Annotated in this window: 18 protein-coding genes; 6 read left to right on the top strand and 12 right to left on the bottom strand. The window is 59.3% G+C overall.

All coding sequences use genetic code 11. The features are described 5' to 3' along the window. Nucleotides 1-68: 68 nt before the first annotated feature. Complete coding sequence (locus Mal65_RS04655) at nt 69-272, bottom strand: small basic protein (protein WP_145294154.1); 204 nt, start codon at nt 270-272, stop codon at nt 69-71. 387 nt (nt 273-659) lie between these two features. Between Mal65_RS04655 and Mal65_RS04650 the strand changes: the two genes are divergently transcribed. Further along, complete coding sequence (locus Mal65_RS04650; protein WP_196784566.1) at nt 660-1820, top strand: lysylphosphatidylglycerol synthase transmembrane domain-containing protein; 1161 nt, start codon at nt 660-662, stop codon at nt 1818-1820. Between the two features lie 50 nt (nt 1821-1870). Here Mal65_RS04650 and Mal65_RS04645 read toward each other — a convergent pair whose 3' ends face one another. After that, nucleotides 1871-5698: an AAA family ATPase gene (locus Mal65_RS04645; RefSeq protein ID WP_145294151.1), complete on the bottom strand. Its 3828-nt coding sequence runs from the start codon at nt 5696-5698 to the stop codon at nt 1871-1873. Next, nucleotides 5695-6954 carry a metallophosphoesterase family protein gene (locus tag Mal65_RS04640; RefSeq protein WP_145294149.1) on the bottom strand — a complete coding sequence of 420 codons (1260 nt, stop codon included), beginning with the start codon at nt 6952-6954 and terminating at the stop codon, nt 5695-5697. Before Mal65_RS04640 ends, Mal65_RS04645 begins: the two co-directional genes overlap by 4 nt. 525 nt (nt 6955-7479) lie before the next feature. Here Mal65_RS04640 and Mal65_RS26930 point away from each other — a divergent pair. Both Mal65_RS26930 and Mal65_RS04630 read left to right on the top strand, forming a co-directional pair. Then, a complete protein-coding gene (locus tag Mal65_RS26930; RefSeq protein WP_196784565.1) occupies nt 7480-7911 on the top strand; it encodes a hypothetical protein in 432 nt (143 codons plus the stop codon). Nucleotides 7912-7964: 53 nt separating this feature from the next. Further along, nucleotides 7965-8786 (top strand): ParA family protein, encoded by an 822-nt coding sequence (locus Mal65_RS04630; RefSeq protein WP_145294146.1) that lies wholly within the window; start codon nt 7965-7967, stop codon nt 8784-8786. Between the two features lie 88 nt (nt 8787-8874). Here Mal65_RS04630 and Mal65_RS04625 read toward each other — a convergent pair whose 3' ends face one another. Continuing rightward, on the bottom strand, nt 8875-9549 hold the full coding sequence (locus Mal65_RS04625) for a DNA-3-methyladenine glycosylase (protein ID WP_145294144.1): 675 nt from the start codon (nt 9547-9549) through the stop codon (nt 8875-8877). A 3-nt stretch (nt 9550-9552) separates the two neighbouring features. On the opposite strand from Mal65_RS04625, the gene Mal65_RS04620 reads away from it, so the two are divergent. Then, entirely contained in the window at nt 9553-10827 is a 1275-nt protein-coding gene (locus Mal65_RS04620; protein WP_145294142.1) for an amidohydrolase family protein, read from the top strand. On the opposite strand, the gene Mal65_RS04615 is transcribed toward Mal65_RS04620, so the two are convergent. The 8 genes from Mal65_RS04615 to Mal65_RS04585 form a co-directional block, all read right to left on the bottom strand. Then, a complete protein-coding gene (locus Mal65_RS04615; RefSeq protein WP_145294140.1) occupies nt 10812-11618 on the bottom strand; it encodes an SDR family NAD(P)-dependent oxidoreductase in 807 nt (268 codons plus the stop codon). The two genes, Mal65_RS04620 and Mal65_RS04615, sit on opposite strands and share 16 nt — an antisense overlap. Next, complete coding sequence (locus Mal65_RS04610; RefSeq protein WP_165701067.1) at nt 11615-12472, bottom strand: GDSL-type esterase/lipase family protein; 858 nt, start codon at nt 12470-12472, stop codon at nt 11615-11617. The genes Mal65_RS04615 and Mal65_RS04610 overlap by 4 nt, the downstream gene beginning before the upstream one ends. 138 nt (nt 12473-12610) lie before the next feature. Then, nucleotides 12611-13402 carry an Fpg/Nei family DNA glycosylase gene (locus Mal65_RS04605; protein ID WP_145294133.1) on the bottom strand — a complete coding sequence of 264 codons (792 nt, stop codon included), beginning with the start codon at nt 13400-13402 and terminating at the stop codon, nt 12611-12613. Nucleotides 13403-13583: 181 nt separating this feature from the next. Beyond that, the gene (locus Mal65_RS04600; protein ID WP_145294130.1) at nt 13584-14765 is read right to left on the bottom strand and encodes a DUF1559 domain-containing protein; all 1182 of its coding nucleotides are present in this window, start codon (nt 14763-14765) and stop codon (nt 13584-13586) included. A gap of 224 nt (nt 14766-14989) precedes the next feature. Beyond that, nucleotides 14990-15160: a hypothetical protein gene (locus Mal65_RS26345; RefSeq protein ID WP_165701066.1), complete on the bottom strand. Its 171-nt coding sequence runs from the start codon at nt 15158-15160 to the stop codon at nt 14990-14992. 254 nt (nt 15161-15414) lie between these two features. Continuing rightward, nucleotides 15415-15987, bottom strand: coding sequence for a DinB family protein (locus Mal65_RS04595; protein WP_196784563.1), 573 nt, complete (start codon nt 15985-15987; stop codon nt 15415-15417). A gap of 193 nt (nt 15988-16180) precedes the next feature. Further along, on the bottom strand, nt 16181-16972 hold the full coding sequence (locus tag Mal65_RS04590) for an alpha/beta hydrolase (protein WP_196784562.1): 792 nt from the start codon (nt 16970-16972) through the stop codon (nt 16181-16183). A gap of 50 nt (nt 16973-17022) precedes the next feature. After that, entirely contained in the window at nt 17023-18996 is a 1974-nt protein-coding gene (locus Mal65_RS04585) for a sigma-54-dependent Fis family transcriptional regulator (protein WP_196784561.1), read from the bottom strand. A gap of 346 nt (nt 18997-19342) precedes the next feature. On the opposite strand from Mal65_RS04585, the gene Mal65_RS04580 reads away from it, so the two are divergent. Both Mal65_RS04580 and Mal65_RS04575 read left to right on the top strand, forming a co-directional pair. Then, complete coding sequence (locus Mal65_RS04580) at nt 19343-20185, top strand: enoyl-ACP reductase FabI (RefSeq protein WP_145294125.1); 843 nt, start codon at nt 19343-19345, stop codon at nt 20183-20185. A 104-nt stretch (nt 20186-20289) separates the two neighbouring features. Next, nucleotides 20290-20883: a thioredoxin family protein gene (locus Mal65_RS04575; protein WP_145294123.1), complete on the top strand. Its 594-nt coding sequence runs from the start codon at nt 20290-20292 to the stop codon at nt 20881-20883. Nucleotides 20884-20947 lie beyond the last annotated feature (64 nt).

Here is a 20947-nt window from a genome sequence, read left to right as displayed (position 1 = left end):
AAGTCGAATCGAACAGCCTAGGGTACACAAGGGCGTACCGCGATTGGGCCGAACGACGCAACCCCAGCCTACTTGTCGTCGTCGGCCTTCTTGACCTTCTTCTTCTTCTTCAGCGAGATCTTTTGGACGCGAACCTTGGGCATACCCACGATCGCTTCGTTCTCGTCAAACTTGTCCAGTTGTTTCAGCCGTGCGACACGCTCGGCACGGGTCAGAACGTTCCGGGACTTGATGGCCCCGGCTTTCACCTTCAGGCTTTGGTCGATCGACATTTGGCGGTCTCGATAGGGACAGTGATTCGGAATGACGTTGGGTCGGCATCCGAGGCCCTGACGAACCCGGTTGCCTTGAATTTTGCCGTAAAACCGGCTGTTTTAGCGGTCATTTCCACGGCTTTCGCAGATCGTCCGTCCTCCGCGATCGACAAGCCCAAAGGCCGGATCGGAAAAGGCCGGCGTCGTCCGTTGCGACGCGGACCGACGAACACAAACACGCGTTCGAAGGGGGGCTGCCTGACGGTGCGGGGCAAGCCGACGTTGCGGTCGGAATCAGGCCGTGGAACCCAGTGGCCCCGCAGGATAGGAACTGGACGCCGATTTGGCAAGATTGACCTGGGGGACACCTCGGCAGATTCCCGTGACCCAACTATTCTTCGACGGATGAACGCCTTGGACCCCATCGAACCGACCGCCCGGGACAATCCGGACGCACAGGCCAGCCCCGAATCCCGGGCCGACGCCCCCACCCCACGACCGCCCGGGGATCCCGCCGACGAAGAAACGTCGGGCGAGCAACATGGCCCCGCGGCCGGTCGATCGTTGATCACCGCGGGGCTGATGACGGGGGCCAAGTTCCTGATTCCCGCGGCGATCATCGCCTATTTGCTGATCTATCGCGTGAAGCCCGAAGATTGGGCCGAAATCCGCGACCAGCCGAAAAATTTCCTGCTGTTGGCTGCCGCCCTGGCGGTCGCACTCGGAGCGATGTCGCTATCGTTCGCCCGCTGGTGCCTGCTGGTCCGTGCCCAAGGCATCAACCTGACAATGCTGGAAGCTTTCCGGTTGGGGGCGATTTGCTTCCTGCTTAGCTTCGTTTCCGCCGGCAGCGTCGGCGGCGATCTGTTCAAAGCGATCTTCCTTGCGCGGCGTCGTCCCGGCAAACGCGTCGAAGCGGTCGCGTCGGTGTTGGTCGATCGCGGCGTCGGGCTGTACGGGCTGTTGCTGTTGGTCGCCGCCGCATTGCTGACCACCAACCCCAGCGGTGACGCCGATCTGACGAACATCAAAATCGTCACCGCGGCGCTGATTGCGACTGGCACCGCAGTGCTGATGGTGCTGATCCTGGGCGGTCGCGGCGTCGATTCGCTGGTGCGGTGGGCCAGCAATTGGCCGATCGTCGGTCCAGTCATCGCCCGCGTCGGACCACCGTTGCGAATGTTTCATCACCATCGGCTTGCGTTTGGGGCCTCGGTGGTGATGAGCCTGGGCGTGCAATCGATGTTGGCGATCAGTGTCTATCTGATCGCTCGCGGTTTGTACGCATCACCGCCCAGTTTTACCGAACACTTTGTGATCGTTCCCATCGGGATGTTGGCTTCGGCATTGCCGTTGACGCCGGCGGGATTGGGCGTGTTCGAAGCGGCTTTGGAATGGCTTTACACGATCGTCCCGGCCACACCCACCGAAGCCAAGGGGACCTTGGTCGCGCTGGTGTTTGAGTTGGTCAAAGTGATCATGGCGGCGATCGGGACCGTTTTCTACTGGACGGCCAACGCCGAAGTCCGCCAATCGCTGGAAGCCGAACCCGACGCGGGAATCTAAACCGGCAGTGTCCGCCGGTTGCTACTTCCGCCGATCGTTTGTTCCGCGGATCAGCTTGCCGCTCGGGCGCCGTCCCACCACGATCCGTCGTCTCCCGGTGCATCACCGGGATGTGCCGGTTGACCGACGTCACGACGGGCGTGCCGATTGGTATTCATGGCGGCCAATGATTCGTCGCCCACCCATTCGCTGCGTGCGATTTCTGCCACGGCTTCGTCATCGTCGATCCGACCGTCGGCGGGTTCACGTTGGAACCATGCCCAATCCAGGGAACTGGACTCTGGTTCATCGTCCAGGTACTCCACTTCCTCGATGTATTCGTACACCGGCTCAGGTTCGGGCCGGGGTTCGGGTTTCGGCTGGGGTAACGGACGCGGCTTTGCCGGTTCTGGTTTGGGCTCGGGCTTCGGCGGTGCCGGTTGGACAATCACCTTCGGTTCGACGGGAACCGGCACAGGCTTTTCGACAACCACCGTTTTGGTTTGAGGCTTCTTCAGTGACTTTTGGATGAACTGAATTCGCGGCGTGACCACCTCCGGCTGCTCTTCTTCCAATTCCACCACGGGCTCGGCGACGGTGATCTCTTCTTCCTCGTATTCCACCGGTTCTTCTTCGTAAACCGGCGGCGGCAAGACTTCCGCCCGACCGGGTTCGCCTTGCGTGGGCAATTGCCGGACCTGCACGTCGATGTCGTGAAAGATTTCAACGATGTGGTCGTGACAAGTAAACATCATTACTTGGTGGCCCAGTTCCGCGAACGTCTTCAACGTGCGGGCGGCACTGACGGCGCGTTCCCGGTCAAAGTTCACCAGGACGTCGTCCAAGACCAACGGCAACATCACGCCGCGGCGTGAATAGGCGGCGGCGAGTGACAGTCGCAATGCGATGAACACGGCTTCCCCCGTCCCACGGCTTAGCACCTCCAGCGGCAACGAGTTGCCTTCGGCATCGTCAATCTTCAGCTTGCTGGTGCCCAGCGGCGTCCAGATACGCGTGTACTTTCCGTCGGTCAATTGGCTCAAGAACGATGATGCTTCGCGCAAGGTTTCCGGTTGTCGTTCACGTTCAACCGTGCTGCAAACGTCTTCCAACAAACTGCTGGCCATCGCCAGCGTTTGCCACCGTCGTGTCGCCGATGCGATCTGTCGATCCAGGCATTCCAGTTCCAATTGCGCCACGGTCAAGCGGCCGTCTTCGCCCAGCTGTTTCATTTCTTGTGCCAGCTGACCCTGCTGAGTCCGCAGCAAAGCGACGCGTTCTTCCGTCTCGGTCATCCGCGTCGTCAACGATTCCCAACGCTTGTCCAAGTCTTGGGCGGTCGCGCCGTCGATCGCCGTGGCCACTTCGTCATAGTCGACATGGGTGCCAATGATTTTGCGGACTTGTTGATCCAGTTCTTTGATTTGGATTCGCATTTCACGCAAACGCGCCTTGGCGTCGACCAACTCGTAGAACTGCTCGGCAGTCGCCACGCCACATTTGGCCCACAACGCACGACGCTGTTGTTCGCCTCGTTCGATTGCCCGAGCGTGTCCGGCCTGCTGTTTCTTGTAATGGTCGTCTTGGTCTTTCAACGTTCGACGACGCTTGATCCAGTGCCGCTGACGCGACAGTTCTTCTTGCAAGTGGTTCAACTGGTCCAACGGGCCGGTGCGAGGCCGGGCGACGATGCGTTGCTGTTGGGCCTTGTCGTCTTCGTCATCCTCATACATCAACGCATCTTCATCGACCGATTCGCGTTGGACTTCCAATGCTTCCAGGTACAGGTCTTCGATGCGTTTTGCCAACGTTTGCATTTCACGTTGACGTTGTTCACGTTCGGCCTTCAGCTCATCCACGCGGCGGATGCTGGCCTGCAGTGTTTCGTAGCCATCGCCAAGCTTTCGAACGCTTTGCGGCGACATCGATTCGCTTAATCCCAGGCGTTCCAAGGTAGATGCCCATGCGCGGCGAGACGCCTTCAAATCATCCGCAGCCTTGGATGCACGCGAACGCGCCGACTTGTACGCTTGGTCGGCGGCGGCTTGGCTGTGGTAGGTCGGCAGGGCCGCGTCCAGATCGGCGGCCAAAGATTCGGCATCACGCAATCGTTGTTGCAAGTTTTCGGCGTTGCTCGGCAGCGACGCATCGACATCGTTGGCTTCCGATTCCAGGTCGCGGATTTGGCGACGAATCGATTCGATCTGACGTTCGCAATCCTCCAGGTCCAACGAATTGGCACGGCGGCCATTTTCGCGTCCCATGTAGAAGATCAACATCGCGATCATGCCCAACGTCAGATACAGCATCCCGTAGGTCGGGTCCGGCTGTGCCACAAACGTTTGGATGTTCAACAGATGGAACAAGCCATACATCAACAGCGCGCCGCCGGCAAAGAACGGCACGCCCAGCAATAGCATCCGATCGACCGGCAATGCCTCGTCGGTGGCCAAGTCGACCGACTCGCGTTCCAGATCGCGATAGTGCCGTTTCAGCTTGTCCAGGTGTTCGCCCAATTGGATGCGTTGGCGAAGCACGTTGATGCGATCGTTCTGTTGACGGATCGCTTGTTGCAAGTTGTTCGCATTCGCACGACGCAAGACTTCGTCCAAGTCTTCACGCAGTTGGTCGGCCTTTTTCTTATGAGCCAATCCTTCGTTGCGTGCCTGCTTCAGGGCATACATCGCTTCCTTAACGTTCCGGGCTGGCTCAGCCAAGGCCGTCAAGGTTTGCTTGGACAAGTCGGGCAAACAATGCAGATCACCACGACAGATCGCTGCGCGGTCTTCTTCGTCGATCCCCAACCGATCGGCATCGGATTCCAATTGTTTCCGCGCCTTGTCGACCTGGGCATCCAGGCGTTCGATTTGTTCTTCAAGTGCTTCGACCCACGTCGCCTGTTCGGTGGCCGCTTCGATGCGTCCTTGCAGTTCCAACATCCGCCGGCTGACGGGCAACTGTTCAGCTTTCTCGCGAACCTCGCGTCGCTTGGCTTTGATTTCCTCCAGCTTCGCGCGACGTTCGTCCATCATCGCATCGATCTGGACCAACTGCCCGGGTGCTTCGTCGGGCAATTCGGTTTGCAGTTCGGTCTGGCGGATCTCTTCCTGCAATGCGTCACGCTGCTGCCACGTATCCAGAACGCTGGTGGCGGTTTCAACGCACTTGGCTTCCTTTTCCCAACTGCCCATGCGTTCGGACAGCTGTTCAATCTCATGCTGTTGGGCGCGGCGTTGGCTGGCCAATTCGGTCCAGCGGCGACTGTGCCGCGTCAGTTGTTCGACTTCGCGGCGAAGGTTTTCGCGGCGTTTCAGCATGCCGAACAGTCGGTTTTGTTGCTGTTCTTGTTCGCCACCTGATTGCCCGACCAAGTCTTGGCGACCGGCACGAAGTCCGCGCAGCACGTCGACCAGCGACACGCGATCCAAACCACTGGACAGTTTGTACAGTTCGTCCGCTGCGGCCGTTCCGTCCAGCGTGCTCAGTTCCTGAAGTTCGCGAATGCCGATGGCAAACACGTTGGTAAAGATGGGCTCGTCGATCTGTCCCAACAAACTGCCCAGACGATGCTGGCCCTGTGACAAGCCGTCTTGGCCGGTCACCGTCAGACGACCGGTCGCGCTGTTGTCGGTCAACTGTGACGTGCGGCGAATCTCATAGCCACCGCCGGGGCCCGTCACACGCAGCGCACCGCCGGGGGTGCCGCCATGGATCGGGGGCAAGTATTTTTCGCGACGTTCTTGCGTGAAGCCGTACAGCATCGCGCGGATGAACTGCATCAGCGTCGTCTTGCCGGCTTCGTTGGGCCCGTAAAACAGCGTCATGCCTTCGGGCATCGAGTCGACCGAAAGGCCGGTCCAAACACCGAAACCATCGATCTGGATGTCTTTGATCTTCATGATTTTTGCACCAACTGGGGCTTCCCGCCTCTGAGCAAATCGACACCAAGCAGCGTCGCCTGGTCCAGCAACCGTCCGCGATCCGATGCAGCGATTTCCGCCAGCAGACTGGACGTCGTCGTCGGCAACCCGCCTGGTTGGCCGATTTCATGTTCTTCGGTGAACGGCAACAAATTCAATTCGCGGCTGTCGTTTTCACGATGCTTCGCTGTGGCACGCAAAAAGTCGCCCAGAATCGTGTCTTCGTCATTCCAAGACTTGGGGAACTGCCGGGGCGGATTGACGGTCAATGCAATCGACCAAGCCGCCGGTGTTCCGTGGCCGTATTCGCGACGCAGCCAACGCAACGTTTCGTCCGGATCGCCGATCGCCGACAAATGCTCCGCGGTGGCGACGTTGATTTCCCAGCCGATCAGCAACTGACGTCCGCCGTTTTCGTGGGCCAGGCGGGCAATACGTTCGCCCAACAGATTCTTCAGCGTGCCGACCTGAATCACCTCCGATGCATCGATCTGTTCGTGACAGTATCGAAACGTATCGCATTCCACTTGGTGGACCCGCGTCGTTTGGTCCGAATCCACATCGACGACGCAATAGCCGTGCGGTCCGGTTTCCTGCAAGCAACGTCCCTGTGGTGTTCCACACTGAACGGCGGCGGCGTTGGCCCCTTGTTCGATTTCTTGTCGGTTGTGTCGCCCACCCAACGCCCAGTAATCAAAATGGCCTTCGGCCAGGGCCGCGGCCTCCGCGGATCCGTGCCCGATGGCAACCGTAAATTCATCGACGGGATCAATGCGATAGCCAGGGACATGCAACGTGCTGCGTCCGTCGCTGCTGCGCCCGATGACGTGGCAGATGGTTCGGCCGCTGCGCTGGACCGGAACCGCGATGGCGCGATCCTTGGGGAACAACGTCACATTGGGCGGCAACGGTGCGGCATCGGGCCAACGTTGTGGGTCGTCGGCCACCCCGGCGCTCCAAAAGACCGGTGTCTTCTTGGCGTGCAGCTTTTCAAAACCGTCCAGCAGCAACGCCATTGCGTGCGGGCCGGCGGTGGAAGGATTCACCAGATCACCACACAGCACCAAAAAGTCGATGTTGTCGGCGGTCGCCGCATCAAAGACCGCGGCAGCAGCCGATCGTGGTGCGTCGGCCAGTGCGTCCCGCAGATGCGGCGGCAGCTGATCCAAATCGCCCAGAGGACGTTCGAGGTGAAAGTCGCTGGCGTGAATGAAGCGAAATGATTCGCCCGGCATTGGTATCCCTCCCAATTTTTCGACCATCGGCCGCCGATGACCCGCCGTACACCAGCCACATCATGCGGCTTGTTCGTTGCGCAGGGGACCAGGCCGGTCGGCAGGTCTGCGGCAAAAGTTTAGTCGAATCCGTGAAACCGAGCCAAGAGCGATCGCGGGGGCAAATGATCACGACCGGCCGGCGTGCGGAAACCCCGCAAAAAACGACGTTTGGCGGCTAGACCGGGCCGCAGGATGGACAAAAAAACTATTGATTCCGGGCGTGAAAAACGGCCGCCGACCAACCATTTTCGGGAAATACCCAGGAAGCCCTAGCGACCATCGAAGTCCGTTTGGTAGCTAGCCTCCGCGGCAGCGACGCCAACGGGTGTCGCCGCACCGTTGTCGCCCCGGGCACGTCCCGACCGGCGGCAACGACCGATCGCCGCATGGGGATCGCCACGACTGTGCCATCAAGGCAGCAATCGCCGGCGCCCCCGGATGCATCAGTTTTGAACGACCGGGAAACCAGTTCCGATAAACGCCATGACGAATCCCGATTTGCGTCTGTACCAAGGCGACGACGAAGCTTTGCCGCCAAAGCCCGATTCGACCCTGGGTCACGACGCCAGCCATACCGAACGTCCCGTCCAACCGACCGCGATCCATGACGAACGCGAAACGCCGGTTGGGCAAACCGACATCGCACCAATCGACGTCCCCGACGACGATCCGCCGCGTTTGTTGTCCGATGCCGACATACGACGTCTGGAAAAAGAACTGGACCGCGTCAGCGGAACCGCGGAAGCCAAGACCGTTTCGGTGTCCGTCAAAACCCTGATGCCGCTATTGATGGAGGCCGCGGAAAACGGTCGATCTTGGCTGCACGATTTCGCGGACGACCCGGTTCGTATCGACGCGGACCTGTACGACGTGCTATTAGCCTATCAACAGCTGTCCCGGCGGCGGGCTTCTTGAACTTTCAAGTGGGCAGCGTACCGCTCGCAATTCCAAACTGCAGGGAGACCAACATGCGATCGATCGCCGTGATCAATCAAAAGGGTGGCGTCGGCAAAACGACGACTTCGGTGAACCTGGCCGCCGCTTTGGCCGAAGCCGGACGCCGCGTCTGTGTCCTTGACCTGGATCCCCAGGCGCACGCATCGTTGCACCTGGGCATCACCACACTGGATGGCGACCCCAGCATGTACGAAGTGCTGTGCGGTGACCTTTCCATCGACCAGGCGCGTCGCAACCTTTCGGACAATCTTTCGATCGTGCCGGCCAACTTGGATTTGGCCGCATCGGAACTGGAACTGGCCAGCGAAGTCGGAAGGGAAATGATCCTGCGTGACAAAATGGACGCGGACGAAGAACCGTACGATTACTTCATTCTGGATTGCCCGCCCAGCCTTGGCGTGTTGACGGTCAACGCGCTGGTCGCTGTGGGGGAAGTCTTCTTGCCGCTGCAGCCACACTTCCTCGCGCTGCACGGGCTTAGCAAGTTGTTGCGGACGATCGAAGTGGTTTCGCGTCGGCTGAATTCACAACTGCGTCTGACCGGCGTGATGCTGTGCATGTACGATTCGAATACCCGCTTGGCCGCGGAAGTCAGCACGGACATCGACGAATTCTTTGCCGCCAACACCGGCTCGCGGCGTTTCTTCCAAGACGCCCAGTTCTTTGACACTCGCATCCGCCGCAACATCCGTCTTGCCGAAGCCCCCAGTTTCGGCCAGTCGATTTTCCAGTACAGCGGCGAAAGCAACGGTGCGGCGGACTATCGCGCCTTGGCCGAAGAAGTGATGGCCCAAGAAGTCGCCGCGGAACAACCCCAACGCATGGCGGCCTGAGCGTTCCCTTCATTGATTTGCCAATGAAAGGCTGGCTGGGGCACTGCAAACCGTCAGCATGCGAAAATCAAGCGTTGGCCGCGGGCACTCAAAGGTCCGCCGCCAATTCCAACAGACTTTCGCGGGGTGGACGCCTGTGGTCACCCGCCTTGCCGCTGACGAATCGATTTCCGTCGACGATGAATCGCAATTTCCGGTCGGCCGATCGTCGAATGCCGATGCGTCGGGTTGCGATCACACGAGATTCGATGATTCCTTGGATCCGATCATCGCTCCAGACTCTCCAGCTTGGGTCGTGGACCACATCGACGCCGTCATCGCGTCGGTCCAGCATCATGGCCTGACACAGCATGGCCGGCCCGCGGGTCAGTCGTCGCGGGTCATCGGTTCGACGCAACGTCTGCATCGTTTCGCAGCCCCACACCGGTTCGATCGCACGAATCAAAACGGCGGCCCCAATCCCCTGTGGCTCGGTCACCAGATTCGAACAATGCTTCGCGTGGATCGGATAAACGTAAAGCGAACCGGGCGGCCCAAACATGGCCGCGTTGGATGGTGTTCGGCCACGCGCACTGTGGCTGGCGGCATCCCGTTGGCTTAAATACGCTTCAGTTTCGACGATCAACCCGCCGATCCATTGACCGCCGCGGATCACCGCGTAACCACACCCCAACAACCCGCGTGCGACGTCCGCGGTGGCACGCGCATAGAATCGTCTCGGCAATGACGCCTTTGTGTCGGGACTGGACATCCACGAATTCATTTGATGGCGACCCTTCCCTTGAACACGGCTCCAACGACCGACGATCGAACGTATCAGGCACGCTGGATTCTGCCGATCAGCCGGCCGCCTTTTCAAGACGGCTGGGTCCGCGTTGTTGACGGATCGGTGATCGAAGTCGGGTCGGGACGCCCTCCCCATTGTGCGATCGATCTGGGCGATGCCGCCTTGATGCCCGGACTGGTCAACGCCCACACGCATCTGGAGTTTTCGGATCTGTCCGAACCCATCGGCATCGGCTCCGACGGGCGTTCCACCGTACCTTTGTCCGCCTGGATCGCTTTGGTCACCCGCCGACGCTTCGACGCGGATGTCAGCCAAAGACCCTGCGTCGTGCAAACCGGTTTACGTGAATCGATTGACGCCGGCGTCCGTTTGATCGGCGACATCGTGACCCCGAACCCTCTAGGCACGCCTCCCGAGACCACCGATCCGAATTCCGGCCCGCCGTCGTCGATTGACACATCACCGGCAACCGTCATTCGATTTGCCGAAGTCATCGGGCTGTCATCTTCGCGAATGGAAGAACGCTGGGCCGCAGCGTGTAACTTCATCGAACACGACGCAACCGCGGGGCTCAGCCCCCATGCACCATACTCCATGCGTCGTGATTGCATCCGCCAAGTGATCGATCAAGCAACATCGCTTTCGCGTCCGGTGGCCATGCATGTCGCGGAATCACCGGACGAAAGAGAACTGATCCGAAACGGTGGCGGGGCTTTCGCCGACGCCCTTCGCAGCATGGGGGTTTGGCAGGACGACGTTTTTCCCTGGCCCGATACGACCGTCGACGGTGACTATCGATCGCTGATCGACAGGCTGACCAAAGCACCGCGTGCGTTGTTGGTCCATGGAAACGACCTGACCGATCAAGAACTGGACACCGTCGCCGGTCATCCCAATTTGTCGATCGTGTATTGCCCACGAACGCACGACTATTTTGGGTACGCCCCGCATCCCATGGATCGCTGTATCGGAAAAGGAATTCGCATCGCGCTGGGAACCGATTCACGTGCCAGCAACCCAGACTTGGACCTCTGGTCCGAAGTCCGATTCTTGCTAAACCACCGACAAGACATTGCACCGGAGGATATTCTTCGCGCGGCGACCCTGTCCGGTGCGGATGCCTTGGGCAGGCCAATGTTTGGTCGCATCGAAGTCGGTTGTCATCCGGGCCTGGGCATGGTTGCGACGACCGCGGATGATCCAGACACACTGTTCCGGGACTTGGCCGTCGGCACGTATCAACCGGTGTTGTAGCCGGTCTGCAGCCCGTCGTTGGCAAACACCGTCTTGCCACCGTCGACCGACAGACAGACGCCGGTGATGAAAGTGTTTTGACACAACATCATCGCCGCGTGGGCGACATCGTCCGGCGTTCCGACCCGTCCGACCAGCGTGCTGTCGACCAGAGATTGACGAACCTGATCGGACACATCGTCGGCCAGCAAAACGGGACCGGGAAGAATCGCGTTGACTCGAACGCGTGCATTTCGACGTCCAAATTCGACCGCCAGCGAGCGTGTCATCGTCTCGATCGCCCCTTTGCTGGGAAAGTAGGCCGCGTGGTCCAAATACGGCCGACACGTTGCCCAGTCGCCGATGTTGATGATCGCGCCGCCGGCGGTCTGTGCCGCCATCTGCAGCCCCGCGACTCGGGCGGTTTCGAAGGTACCGACACTGTTGACCTGAAAGTACCGACGGACTTCGGCGGGCGTCACATCTTCCAACTTTGTTGGTGACCAAATCGCCGCGCTATTGATCAAGACGTCGATGCGCCCCCAACGCGAAACCACGGCGTCAACCATTTGGCGTGGTGTCGTGTCGTCTTCCAGTGACCCTTGGACGACGGCCGTCTCGATCCCGTGTTTATCGCTCAAGTCTTCAGCAGCTTCCGCCGCCTGCGCGACACTTTGGTTCGCGTGGATCGCGATGTGACAACCGCAGTCGGCAAACCACGATGCGATCCCACGCCCGACACGGGGCGAACCACTACCGGTCACCAGAACGACCGGGCTGTCCGTTTCGAAAACTGATTGCAATGAAATCATGAACCAGTGTGCTGTGCCGACAAGTCCGCGGCCTCCTGATCGTTCAACGCCAAATCACGGAACACGTCGTCCAGCTTTCGTCTAATCAGTTTGCTCCACAGATCATACCCCTCGTCGCTCAGGTGCAAGCGATCGTCATCAAAGAAACGCATCACGGGCTGGTTGTGGCGATCCAAGTAATGTTCGGCGGTTTCAATGAAATACGTGTCCGGTCGCGTCAAACAGATTTCGCGCAAGCGATCATTGACTTGCCGAATCTTTGCGTACACCGACCATCGCTTGGGCGTCGGAGTGATTTCGATAATGAACACGGGCTTGCCCGGCGAATGCTGTTGTGCAACGTCCAGAATGGAATCCACCCAACCTTCGATTTGATCCACCGTCGCATCGTTGTCCCCGCCCGACACGTCGTTGGCGACAAACATGACAATGGCGCGGTAATCATGCGGACGGATCAATCGTGTGGCGAAATGGGCCAAGTCCCGGTATCTAGCGCCGCCATAGCCACGACGAATGGGCAGGTACGGTGCCATGTCTTCGTCAATCGTGGTCCAGCGTCGGACGCTGCTGCTGCCGATAAACAAGATGGCACCGGGCGGATCAGACGACTGGGCGTCCAACTTTTCCAGCTTTGCAATGTCGTCTTCCCACTTGGTAATTTCCTTGGGAATTTCAACCTTTTGCTTCGCGATTGCCGGATTGTCGGGATCCACGTCATCGATCAACAGTCCTGGTTCAGCGGGCTCGACCGCTCGCTGGACAACCGGTTGGTCCTGGGCCGTAAGGGACGGCGAATCGAATCCGGAAAAGCACACAAGGGCCGTCATAGCAACGGCGAAGGTCGAACGCGTCATGTTGATTTCAGTCGTGGGGTGGGATGCATGGTGGGGCGCGGACGTGACGCGAATCGCCCCGACACTGCAGGTGCGATCCGCCAATCCACCGTCAAATTTAATCGCCCCGACGCCTCGCGTCATTGCGGCGTCCAATGTTTACCCCTGTGACTGACAGTGTGGACAAAAGTAGATCTTTCGCGATGCAATCGATGTCGTGGCAATCGCGCTGCCGCAGACTCCGCAGTGATCGCATGCATACACTCGGAAACGCTGGCGATCGTTCAATTTTGACAACGGGCGATCCACTTCCGATCGTGTCACGCTGATGATCCGCCCGTGCTTCAAGCCGACTTTCATCATCCGCAGCAAAGCTTTCCAAATTCGCGTGAACTGCCTTGGGTCCAACTGGTTGCCGGGAACCGCCGGGTGCACCTTCGCTTCGAACAGTGCTTCGGCGCGAAAGATGTTGCCAACGCCCGCAATGATGGATTGGTCCAACAGCAGCGTCGCGATCGGTTTGCCACTTTCCCGAATCGTCGCCCATACGTCTTGCCGTTTTCCACCGGCCAGCGGATCGGGCCCCAGCCCACGGATGATTGTCCGGACTTCCTCCGGTCCGATCACTCGGCATCGACTGGGACCGTTCAGATCGATGGTCCCTTCATCGAATACCATCCTCATACGGACCAGCCCGCGTGGCGGCGGCGGTGGCAACGTGCCGAAACGAAAGGTGCCGTAACGTCCCAAACGAATGTGAACGGTTTCTTCACTTTCAAAATCGTAAAACAGATGCTTGCCCGCGGCGTGCACGTCGACCAGCGTTTTGCCGTCCACACGTTTTGCGTCGTCGGTAAATCGTCCTTGCGGGCTGGACACCGCGATTGCTTTTCCGATCAACAGGTCGGCGTGCTGCCGTGCCAAATAGTGCGTCTTATGACCCTCGGGCATTAAAAAAGCTTCCACCTTCGATCCGCGGAAACAAAAACACCTTCCACCCAACACCACCAATCGGGTGCGGCCCGGGCGCATGAAAAAACCTCCGCTGAATGGATGGATCATCCGAAACAGCGGAGGCATTATTGCAACACCGGCTACCCTGACATCGCCCAGGGTTTAGACGCCTGGTGAATCAAGCATCATCGATGGAGACCGTTTCACGCATGTTCCGAGTTCCAAGTGCCCCCCAGACGCCGTACGGGCTGGGGTCACCGGGAAGCGAGCGATTCGGATCACTTGCGGTTGCCGACACGGGGCCCTTGGTCTGATCCCCCGCATCAATGGTGTCGCTGATGAAGTGGACGGATCCATCGGCCATGACCACGTGACAACCACCGGGGTGGCGGCTGCCGGCGGTGTAAATCCCAAACGTGCCGGTTCCGTTGCCAAGGCAACTTGGTCCATTGGGTGCCATCACGGTGTTGAAGCCGCTGAAGTGCGGCAGCCCATCATTCCACTGCAAGCCACGGGCGGTCCCCTGGTCGACGCCACTACGCTGCACGGTCGCCAGATAGAACTGTGGACGTTGCGGGTCCACCACCTCATCACGACAGGTTTGCGGAATCGTCCGCGATGCCAAACCAGAGACACGAATGGCGGCCCCGGCGTTGACTTCGCGGATGCCGGCGTCGGTTGCAAATTCGGCGATCGCGATCACATTGCTGGTACCATCCAGCATGTCACGGAACTTGTGCCAGTAACGACAACGGAAAAAGCCGCGGTTCCGTTCATCGCCCCAACCACCGTGGGTCCCGCGAACCGCGTCGCCGACACAGCCGGCGTAATTCAAGCGGGCACGTTCGTTACCACGCTGTGCACCGGAGTCGGTGGGACAGCGATAGGTGCTGACCTGCGTCCGCCATGGTTCATAGTGACCAACCCAGGACCGCGGCCCCATCGCGGGCCAAATGTTGTTCGGCGGCGGGTTTCCACCAGGATTCGCATCTTGATACGGCTGTGAGATTTGATCCCACAGCGGTTGCTGTTCCATGAATGGCAACAACGTGACCGTCCACGACAATCGCAAAGCGTTGTGGGTCCAGTTTGCACCACCGGTGTGCCCGTTGCCAAACGTCGTGTTTTTCTTTCCGGATGTCCCGTGGGACATGCTGGGAAAACCTTTGAACGCAGAATGATAGTTGTGCAACGCAAGCCCGATTTGCTTGCAGTTATTGCTACAACTCATTCGACGAGCCGCCTCGCGTGCGGACTGCACCGCAGGCAACAACAGCCCGACCAAAACACCAATGATGGCGATGACCACCAAAAGTTCGACCAGCGTGAATCCGCCGGCTGACGCGTTTTTGGAACGCATAAGAAAACCTTTTGGATAAGGAAAAAAGGAGGCCGAATCGGCCGAAAACAAAAAACTCGCTACACACCGCCGACCCAATTGGAAAAGCAAACCAAGATGCATGACGCTGATGAACACCTTGGAAAAACGCGGGCAGGTTCGCCGATCCACTTGGACGCTCGTCGCGACGTGGCGTCGATCAGTCCACAAAAAAACGGTCCCCGTTTGGGGACCGTTGTGGTGACTTAGCGTTCGCTGGGATCTTCCATCAGTGCTTCGTTTTCCATCTCTTCCTGATTGATCCTGGCCTCCTCCTCGGCCGTGGGTTCAGGCATCACTTGTGCCTCCGGTTCGCTGCAACCGACGGCAAACGCGGTCAGACAAGCTGCCGCACACAGACAGAAAAACTTCCGCATGAATCTAAACTCCGCTGAATAATTACGTTGCGGCCGGCACGATTCCGGGACCGCTAATGACCCATCGATGGACAGCGGTACCGACCACCGATCGGGCGGCTTGATCAAACCGCTAATCATCGAACCTAACGGCTACCGGAACCGCAAACAACGAAATCAGGGCGTGGACTCAAGATTTTTTGATGAAAACAGAATCAGCGACACAAAAACGACTTGCCAAATAGCCCAGCAGTGATTTCCGCCACTACCAACACTCAAAAACCACCCGTCTTGGCTTCGTCGTCGGGCGAAGCGACGTCACCGCGTTGCCGGACAATCTTGAAATGGTGGTCCATGTGGGCGGCGCAAACCCAGGCCAGACCTCGCACCGTGATCGGGCTGCCCCCGACATTGCCCCGCTGGTCCCATGCCTTGGGCGTTAACCGTCGCAGCAGCAGCAAATTTGCTTGCCGAAGGTGGCCGAGTTCGGTAACCAGTTGCCCGAAATTGCCCAGGCCGAATCGAGCGTCGGCGTAAGCATCCTGGTCCCAGGACGGCAAATCCGTGCGATCACCCGCCGCGACCCGCAGCATCCGATCGCCGAAGATGCGTTCGGCATCGACCAAGTGAGCAAACATCTGGCGGAGCGTCCATCGATAAGGCGGATCGACGGTGTCCAAGCGATCGGTCGACAAAACGCTGGCCAATTCACACATCTCGTGCAATTGTCCGGACATCAATTCCATCACGCACTGACCAGAAAAACCTTCGACCAAGTCGCGGTGGGCTTGGAGATCCAGATCGCCGTCGATCGGACGGCCCGATGTCACCGGTCTTTGACGATTCATCGTGTTCATTTCTTCGGCCCGAAAATTCATCGATCAGCCATTCGGCTGGAAATAGAAGCTAGCCCGTCACGGATCGGCCCGGGTGACATGAGCCCGAGTTATAAGGACCCGAATCATACGGCCCGAGTGTTACGAGCCCGAGCGATGGCGGTGTTCCCAGCGACCACGCCAATGCTGGCGTCTGATCCAATGCTTAGCGGCCGACCAAGTCCGCCAAGGCGACGGCCGACTGAGCCACCGCATCGATGTCGATCGTGTGGGGCCCATCAAAGGAATGCAGTGTCGCCGTGACATCGGCACCGGCCAACATTTCATGCAACGCCTGGGCACCTTGGAACGGCAGAATTGGATCCATGCGACCGTGCGACTGCAATACGCGACTTGCGTTCAGGCGGTCCAGGTGCTGGGTCCACTGTGGACGACAAATCAATGCCCCACTGAACTGTAGCAACAGTGGCGGTGGACCGACGTCCGATCGCAGGGCCGTGTCCATGGTCAGCATGGCTCCCTGGGAAAACCCGCCCAGCGCCCAAGGCCGGCCCGCGTCGCTTTGGATCGATTTGAAAACCTCCGCCAGCGTTTGGGCCAGTGCGTCGCGTGCTTGATCGATTCCCGGCGGGATTTCGTCGTACAGTCCGTCCAGACTGGTCGCCCCGGCCAGCTGTTGCAGACGGGCCATGTTCAGTGGCCACCACGCACGTCCGTCGGGCATCCCCATTTCGGCCAGCGTCAACGGAGCGGCGGGAAAGACGAACCGAAAATGGCCGCCGCGATCCCCCAACAAATTCAACCATTCCACAGAAAGCGAAGCCAAATCGTGCCCGGGCGCGCCATACCCATGACACAAAACGACCGGGATCGAAGGTTTCGGGCCACCATCAACCACGATGCAGTCCAGCGGTCCCAGCCGTTGCGGCTTCGGCTGGGGTGATGGAAACTTGGGGGCGATGGGTTCAGACGCGGAATCGTCAGCCGGTGAAGACACAGATCGATGCCGTTAAATCGTGTGGGGCGTGTGATGAAGGCCCCGCGAGTTTAGCCGCCCGAGGTCGACATGCCGAGCTGGCGCATCTTTCGGTACAGGTTGGATCGGTGCAGCCCCAGCTTTTCCGCCGCGGCGGTCATGTTGCCTCCCACCGATTCGATGACCCCGTTGATGTGACGAATCTGGAATTCCCGCGTCGCTTCGGTCAGCCGATCCAGTTCGCCATTTCCGGCATCCAACAGGCGGTTCATGCTGCTGCCGCCGCGGGAATTGATTTGACCGCCCCGTAACCCCAAATCGGGCAGCGAAATTTCGTCGCCGGTCGACAGATAGCACGCACGTTCCATCGCGTTGCGAAGTTCGCGAACGTTGCCAGGCCAACTGTAACGCAACATGCCGACCTTGGCGTCGTCGGCTAGCTTCAGATCGACGCGGCCTGCTTCGTAGCGGAACTGTTTCAAAAAGTGTTCCGCCAAAATCAGTACATCTTCGCCACGGTCGACCAATCGCGGCAGATTCATCGGAACCACGTTCAAGCGAAAGAACAAATCCTCGCGGAAACGCTGATTGCGGATCAAATCTTCCAGCGGCTGATTGGTGGCCGCGATGACACGGACGTCAACGGGGATGGTTTGGGTGCCGCCGACACGGACGATGACCTTTTCTTCCAACACCCGCAGCAATTTGGCCTGTCCGGCCAGGGACATGTCGCCGATTTCGTCCAGGAACAGGGTGCCGCCGCTGGCCGCTTCGAATTGACCGACTCGAGTCCGCCGGGCATCGGTGAACGCCCCTTCCTCGTGGCCGAACAATTCACTTTCCAACAACGATTCGACCAAGGCCGCACAATTGACCGCGATGAAGGGGCCTTCGCGACGTTCGCTTTGGAAGTGGATGTTTCGGGCCACCACTTCTTTACCGGTGCCGTTGTCGCCGCGGATCAGAACGGCCAAATCGCTTTGGGCGACTTTCGACGCATTTTCGCGGACCGCCCGAATCGTGGCATGCTGGCCGATCATCACCGAGGACGACGCGGCGTCCTTCAGCAATCGATCGCGGCTCTTAGCCAACTTCGTTTTCACTCGCAGTGATGTGATGGCGACAGCCGCGTGAACCGCCAAATCGGTCAACAAGGCCGCATCGGCGTCGGCAAAGGAGTCGTGTTGGTGATTGATGACCTCGAAAACACCCAGCACTTGGTCGCGTTCACCGACCATCGGGACGGCCAGCAACGATCGGGTCTGAAAGTTCAACGAAGCATCGATGTTGCGATTGACCCGGTTTTCCTTGTCCGACTTGTCGGTCCAGAAACACGGCTTTCGCGTCCGTAAAACTTCGCCGACGATGCCCGCATTGTCGGGGACTTCCAAGGTTTGCCCGTTGATGCCCAGGGCGGGACGCCCGACCAATACGCCGCGTCGCCGGTCCCACAAAAAGATGCTGGCGCGTTCACAGTGCAGCAATTGACAGGCGGTGTCGGCGATGGCCTTCAGCAGGGCTTCGTCCGATTCGGACTGTTGCCAGCGGGCGGACGCCTCCAGAACCAGATTCTGTTGCTCGATCCGTCGTCGGTGATTCTGGGATGCCTCGACATGAACCAGCATGCGACTCATCCAAGCCGCGGCGTCACCGATCATGTCCTGTCGCGCCCGATCGATCGCGCCATGAATGACCAGGGCGGCGGACTGGCGGGCGGAATCGGGCCCTTCGGACAGTGGGACCACACAGACGTCATCGTCGACTGAGATCCGCCCGGTATCCACGGCTTCGGAGATCTGGGTCAGGGGCAGGGTGTTGGCCAACGAACGCATCGAATCACCCGATTCGACGGTCGTCCCCGCGGTCGCGTCGACTTCCCAGCGTCCGTCGCGTCCGAGGACCAACGTGACGCTTTGGACCGCGAAAAAATCGCGAAATCCCGTCAGCACGTTCGAAAGGTACCGCGACCGCGCGTCTTGCGTGTCGGGAATATCCAGCAGGGCACCCAAAAGGTCTGCTGCGCCTTCAGCATTCACAAGTGACATAGATCGGCCTGCACGATGGGGTTGGCCACCTTGGGGATGTCCGCCGGCGCCGTCGGTCCGCAACAATCGCGAGCGGTGAGCGGCGAAATCGCTGGCCGCCATGGGGGCAGAAGCCGGTGTGGCGATTCGATCACGCATAGCAATGAGGAGCCAAGAAAAGGGAGCCTGAGACGACCGAGGATGGCCTAGTCGCGACAAGGATTGATTCGATTGCAACAATCTGGACCGGTTTTCCGATTCGCTCGGATGGTCGAGACCGACATCGGATCGGTATGTTGTTGAACCACCGCGAGGCCCGATGAGGCCGAGATCCATCGAATTTTCAGTTTGCCGGGACGTTTAATTAATGCAATTTCAAGGGAAAAAAGGACTGATTCTGGGGGTAGCCAACGACCATTCGATCGCTTGGGCTATCGCAAAACGGATCATGCAGCAGGGCGGCGTTTGTGGATTTACCCACCTGCCCGATCGCCCCGATGACGACCGTCAGCGAAACCGACGTCGGGTCGCCCAGTTGACCGACCCGGAGGAGAACGCGGCTTTCCTGCTGCCGATGGACGCGACAAAGGACGAGGACATCCGCACAGTTTTCGACGAAACGAAGGAGCGGTTCGGCAAAATCGATTTCATGCTGCATTCGATCGCTTTCGCCGACCGCGACGACTTGGCACGTGACACGATCAACTCCAGTCGCGACGGCTTCAAACTGGCGATGGACGCCAGTGTATATACGTTGATTGCGTGCGCCCGGGCGGCGCGACCTTTGATGACCGAAGGCGGCGCCATTGCGACGATGACATACTATGGGGGTGAAAAATGCGTCCCCGGCTACAACGTCATGGGTGTGTGCAAAGCCGCCTTGGACGCAACGGTCCGTTACCTGTGTTATGAATTGGGTCCTGACGGGATCCGCGTCAACGCATTGTCGGCCGGTCCGGTACGCACCTTGGCCGGTCGCGCCGCAGGTGTCGACGGAATGCTGCAGATGTACGAGCAGATCGCGCCGATGGGCCGCAACATCACGCACGAAGAAGTCGGCCGCACCGGCGCATTCCTGCTTAGCGATGACAGCGACGGCATCAGTGGTGACATCTTGCACTTGGACGGCGGATTCCATGCGATGGGAACGCCCGGACGATTGTTGTACCGCGTCAAGGAAATGCAGGATCAACTAGGTAGTCAGCAATAGTCCCCATGCACCGGGTGACCCAGCGTTGCTCCGGTGCGACGATTTGTTTCATTGACTTCGTATCGCCCGTTCGTTTCCTTCTGACCTTCAAGAGTTTCACGACGATGGTTCGCACCGCAAGCACGATGTTGCCGCTGGGAACAGCGGCCCCTGACTTTACGTTGCCCGAATGTGATGGCGGCACGGTCAGCCTGTCAGATTTTGCCGACAGCAAAGCGTTGTTGGTCGTGTTCATGTGCAATCACTGCCCCTATGTCAAACACGTCGCCGATGGCTTGAAACAATTGGCCGACGACTATTTGGGCAAGGGCGTGGGCGTCGTCGCGATCAGCAGCAACGACGTGGAAGCACATCCGGATGATTCCCCCGAGGCGATGAAGGCGGAAAAAGCCAATCGCGGCTACGCATTCCCGTATGCCTACGACGCCGATCAGTCGGTCGCCAAGGCTTATGCGGCCGCCTGCACGCCTGATTTTTTTGTCTTCGATGCCGATCACAAGTTGGTCTATCGCGGACAAATGGATGACAGCCGGCCGGGATCCGACGTGCCGGTGACCGGGCGTGATTTGCGGGCCGCCCTTGATGCGGTGCTTGCCGGCCGGCAACCCGATGCCGACCAAAAGGCATCGCTGGGCTGTAACATCAAGTGGAAGGAAGGAGCCGCCCCAGACTATTTCAACCCACAGGGTTCGGCTTAGGGCCCCGGCATCCAATAAGATCGGTCCCGCATCGTCCATTCACGGCGGCCGAAATGTCGGCGAA

The organism is Crateriforma conspicua (genome assembly GCF_007752935.1).
GTDB classification, from domain to species: Bacteria; Planctomycetota; Planctomycetia; order Pirellulales; family Pirellulaceae; genus Crateriforma; species Crateriforma conspicua.
Note: the sequence above shows the minus strand (reverse complement) of the source record. Positions and strands in the feature narration are given on the sequence as shown.

Excerpts from the sequence above, each read along its gene's own strand:
- Mal65_RS04655 (WP_145294154.1), bottom strand. The coding sequence starts at position 272 with ATGTCGATCGACCAAAGCCTGAAGGTGAAAGCCGGGGCCATCAAGTCC.
- Mal65_RS04650 (WP_196784566.1), top strand. The coding sequence starts at position 660 with ATGAACGCCTTGGACCCCATCGAACCGACCGCCCGGGACAATCCGGAC.
- Mal65_RS04645 (WP_145294151.1), bottom strand. The coding sequence starts at position 5,698 with ATGAAGATCAAAGACATCCAGATCGATGGTTTCGGTGTTTGGACCGGC.
- Mal65_RS04640 (WP_145294149.1), bottom strand. The coding sequence starts at position 6,954 with ATGCCGGGCGAATCATTTCGCTTCATTCACGCCAGCGACTTTCACCTC.
- Mal65_RS26930 (WP_196784565.1), top strand. The coding sequence starts at position 7,480 with ATGACGAATCCCGATTTGCGTCTGTACCAAGGCGACGACGAAGCTTTG.
- Mal65_RS04630 (WP_145294146.1), top strand. The coding sequence starts at position 7,965 with ATGCGATCGATCGCCGTGATCAATCAAAAGGGTGGCGTCGGCAAAACG.
- Mal65_RS04625 (WP_145294144.1), bottom strand. The coding sequence starts at position 9,549 with ATGAATTCGTGGATGTCCAGTCCCGACACAAAGGCGTCATTGCCGAGA.
- Mal65_RS04620 (WP_145294142.1), top strand. The coding sequence starts at position 9,553 with ATGGCGACCCTTCCCTTGAACACGGCTCCAACGACCGACGATCGAACG.
- Mal65_RS04615 (WP_145294140.1), bottom strand. The coding sequence starts at position 11,618 with ATGATTTCATTGCAATCAGTTTTCGAAACGGACAGCCCGGTCGTTCTG.
- Mal65_RS04610 (WP_165701067.1), bottom strand. The coding sequence starts at position 12,472 with ATGACGCGTTCGACCTTCGCCGTTGCTATGACGGCCCTTGTGTGCTTT.
- Mal65_RS04605 (WP_145294133.1), bottom strand. The coding sequence starts at position 13,402 with ATGCCCGAGGGTCATAAGACGCACTATTTGGCACGGCAGCACGCCGAC.
- Mal65_RS04600 (WP_145294130.1), bottom strand. The coding sequence starts at position 14,765 with ATGCGTTCCAAAAACGCGTCAGCCGGCGGATTCACGCTGGTCGAACTT.
- Mal65_RS26345 (WP_165701066.1), bottom strand. The coding sequence starts at position 15,160 with ATGCGGAAGTTTTTCTGTCTGTGTGCGGCAGCTTGTCTGACCGCGTTT.
- Mal65_RS04595 (WP_196784563.1), bottom strand. The coding sequence starts at position 15,987 with ATGAATCGTCAAAGACCGGTGACATCGGGCCGTCCGATCGACGGCGAT.
- Mal65_RS04585 (WP_196784561.1), bottom strand. The coding sequence starts at position 18,996 with ATGTCACTTGTGAATGCTGAAGGCGCAGCAGACCTTTTGGGTGCCCTG.
- Mal65_RS04580 (WP_145294125.1), top strand. The coding sequence starts at position 19,343 with ATGCAATTTCAAGGGAAAAAAGGACTGATTCTGGGGGTAGCCAACGAC.
- Mal65_RS04575 (WP_145294123.1), top strand. The coding sequence starts at position 20,290 with ATGGTTCGCACCGCAAGCACGATGTTGCCGCTGGGAACAGCGGCCCCT.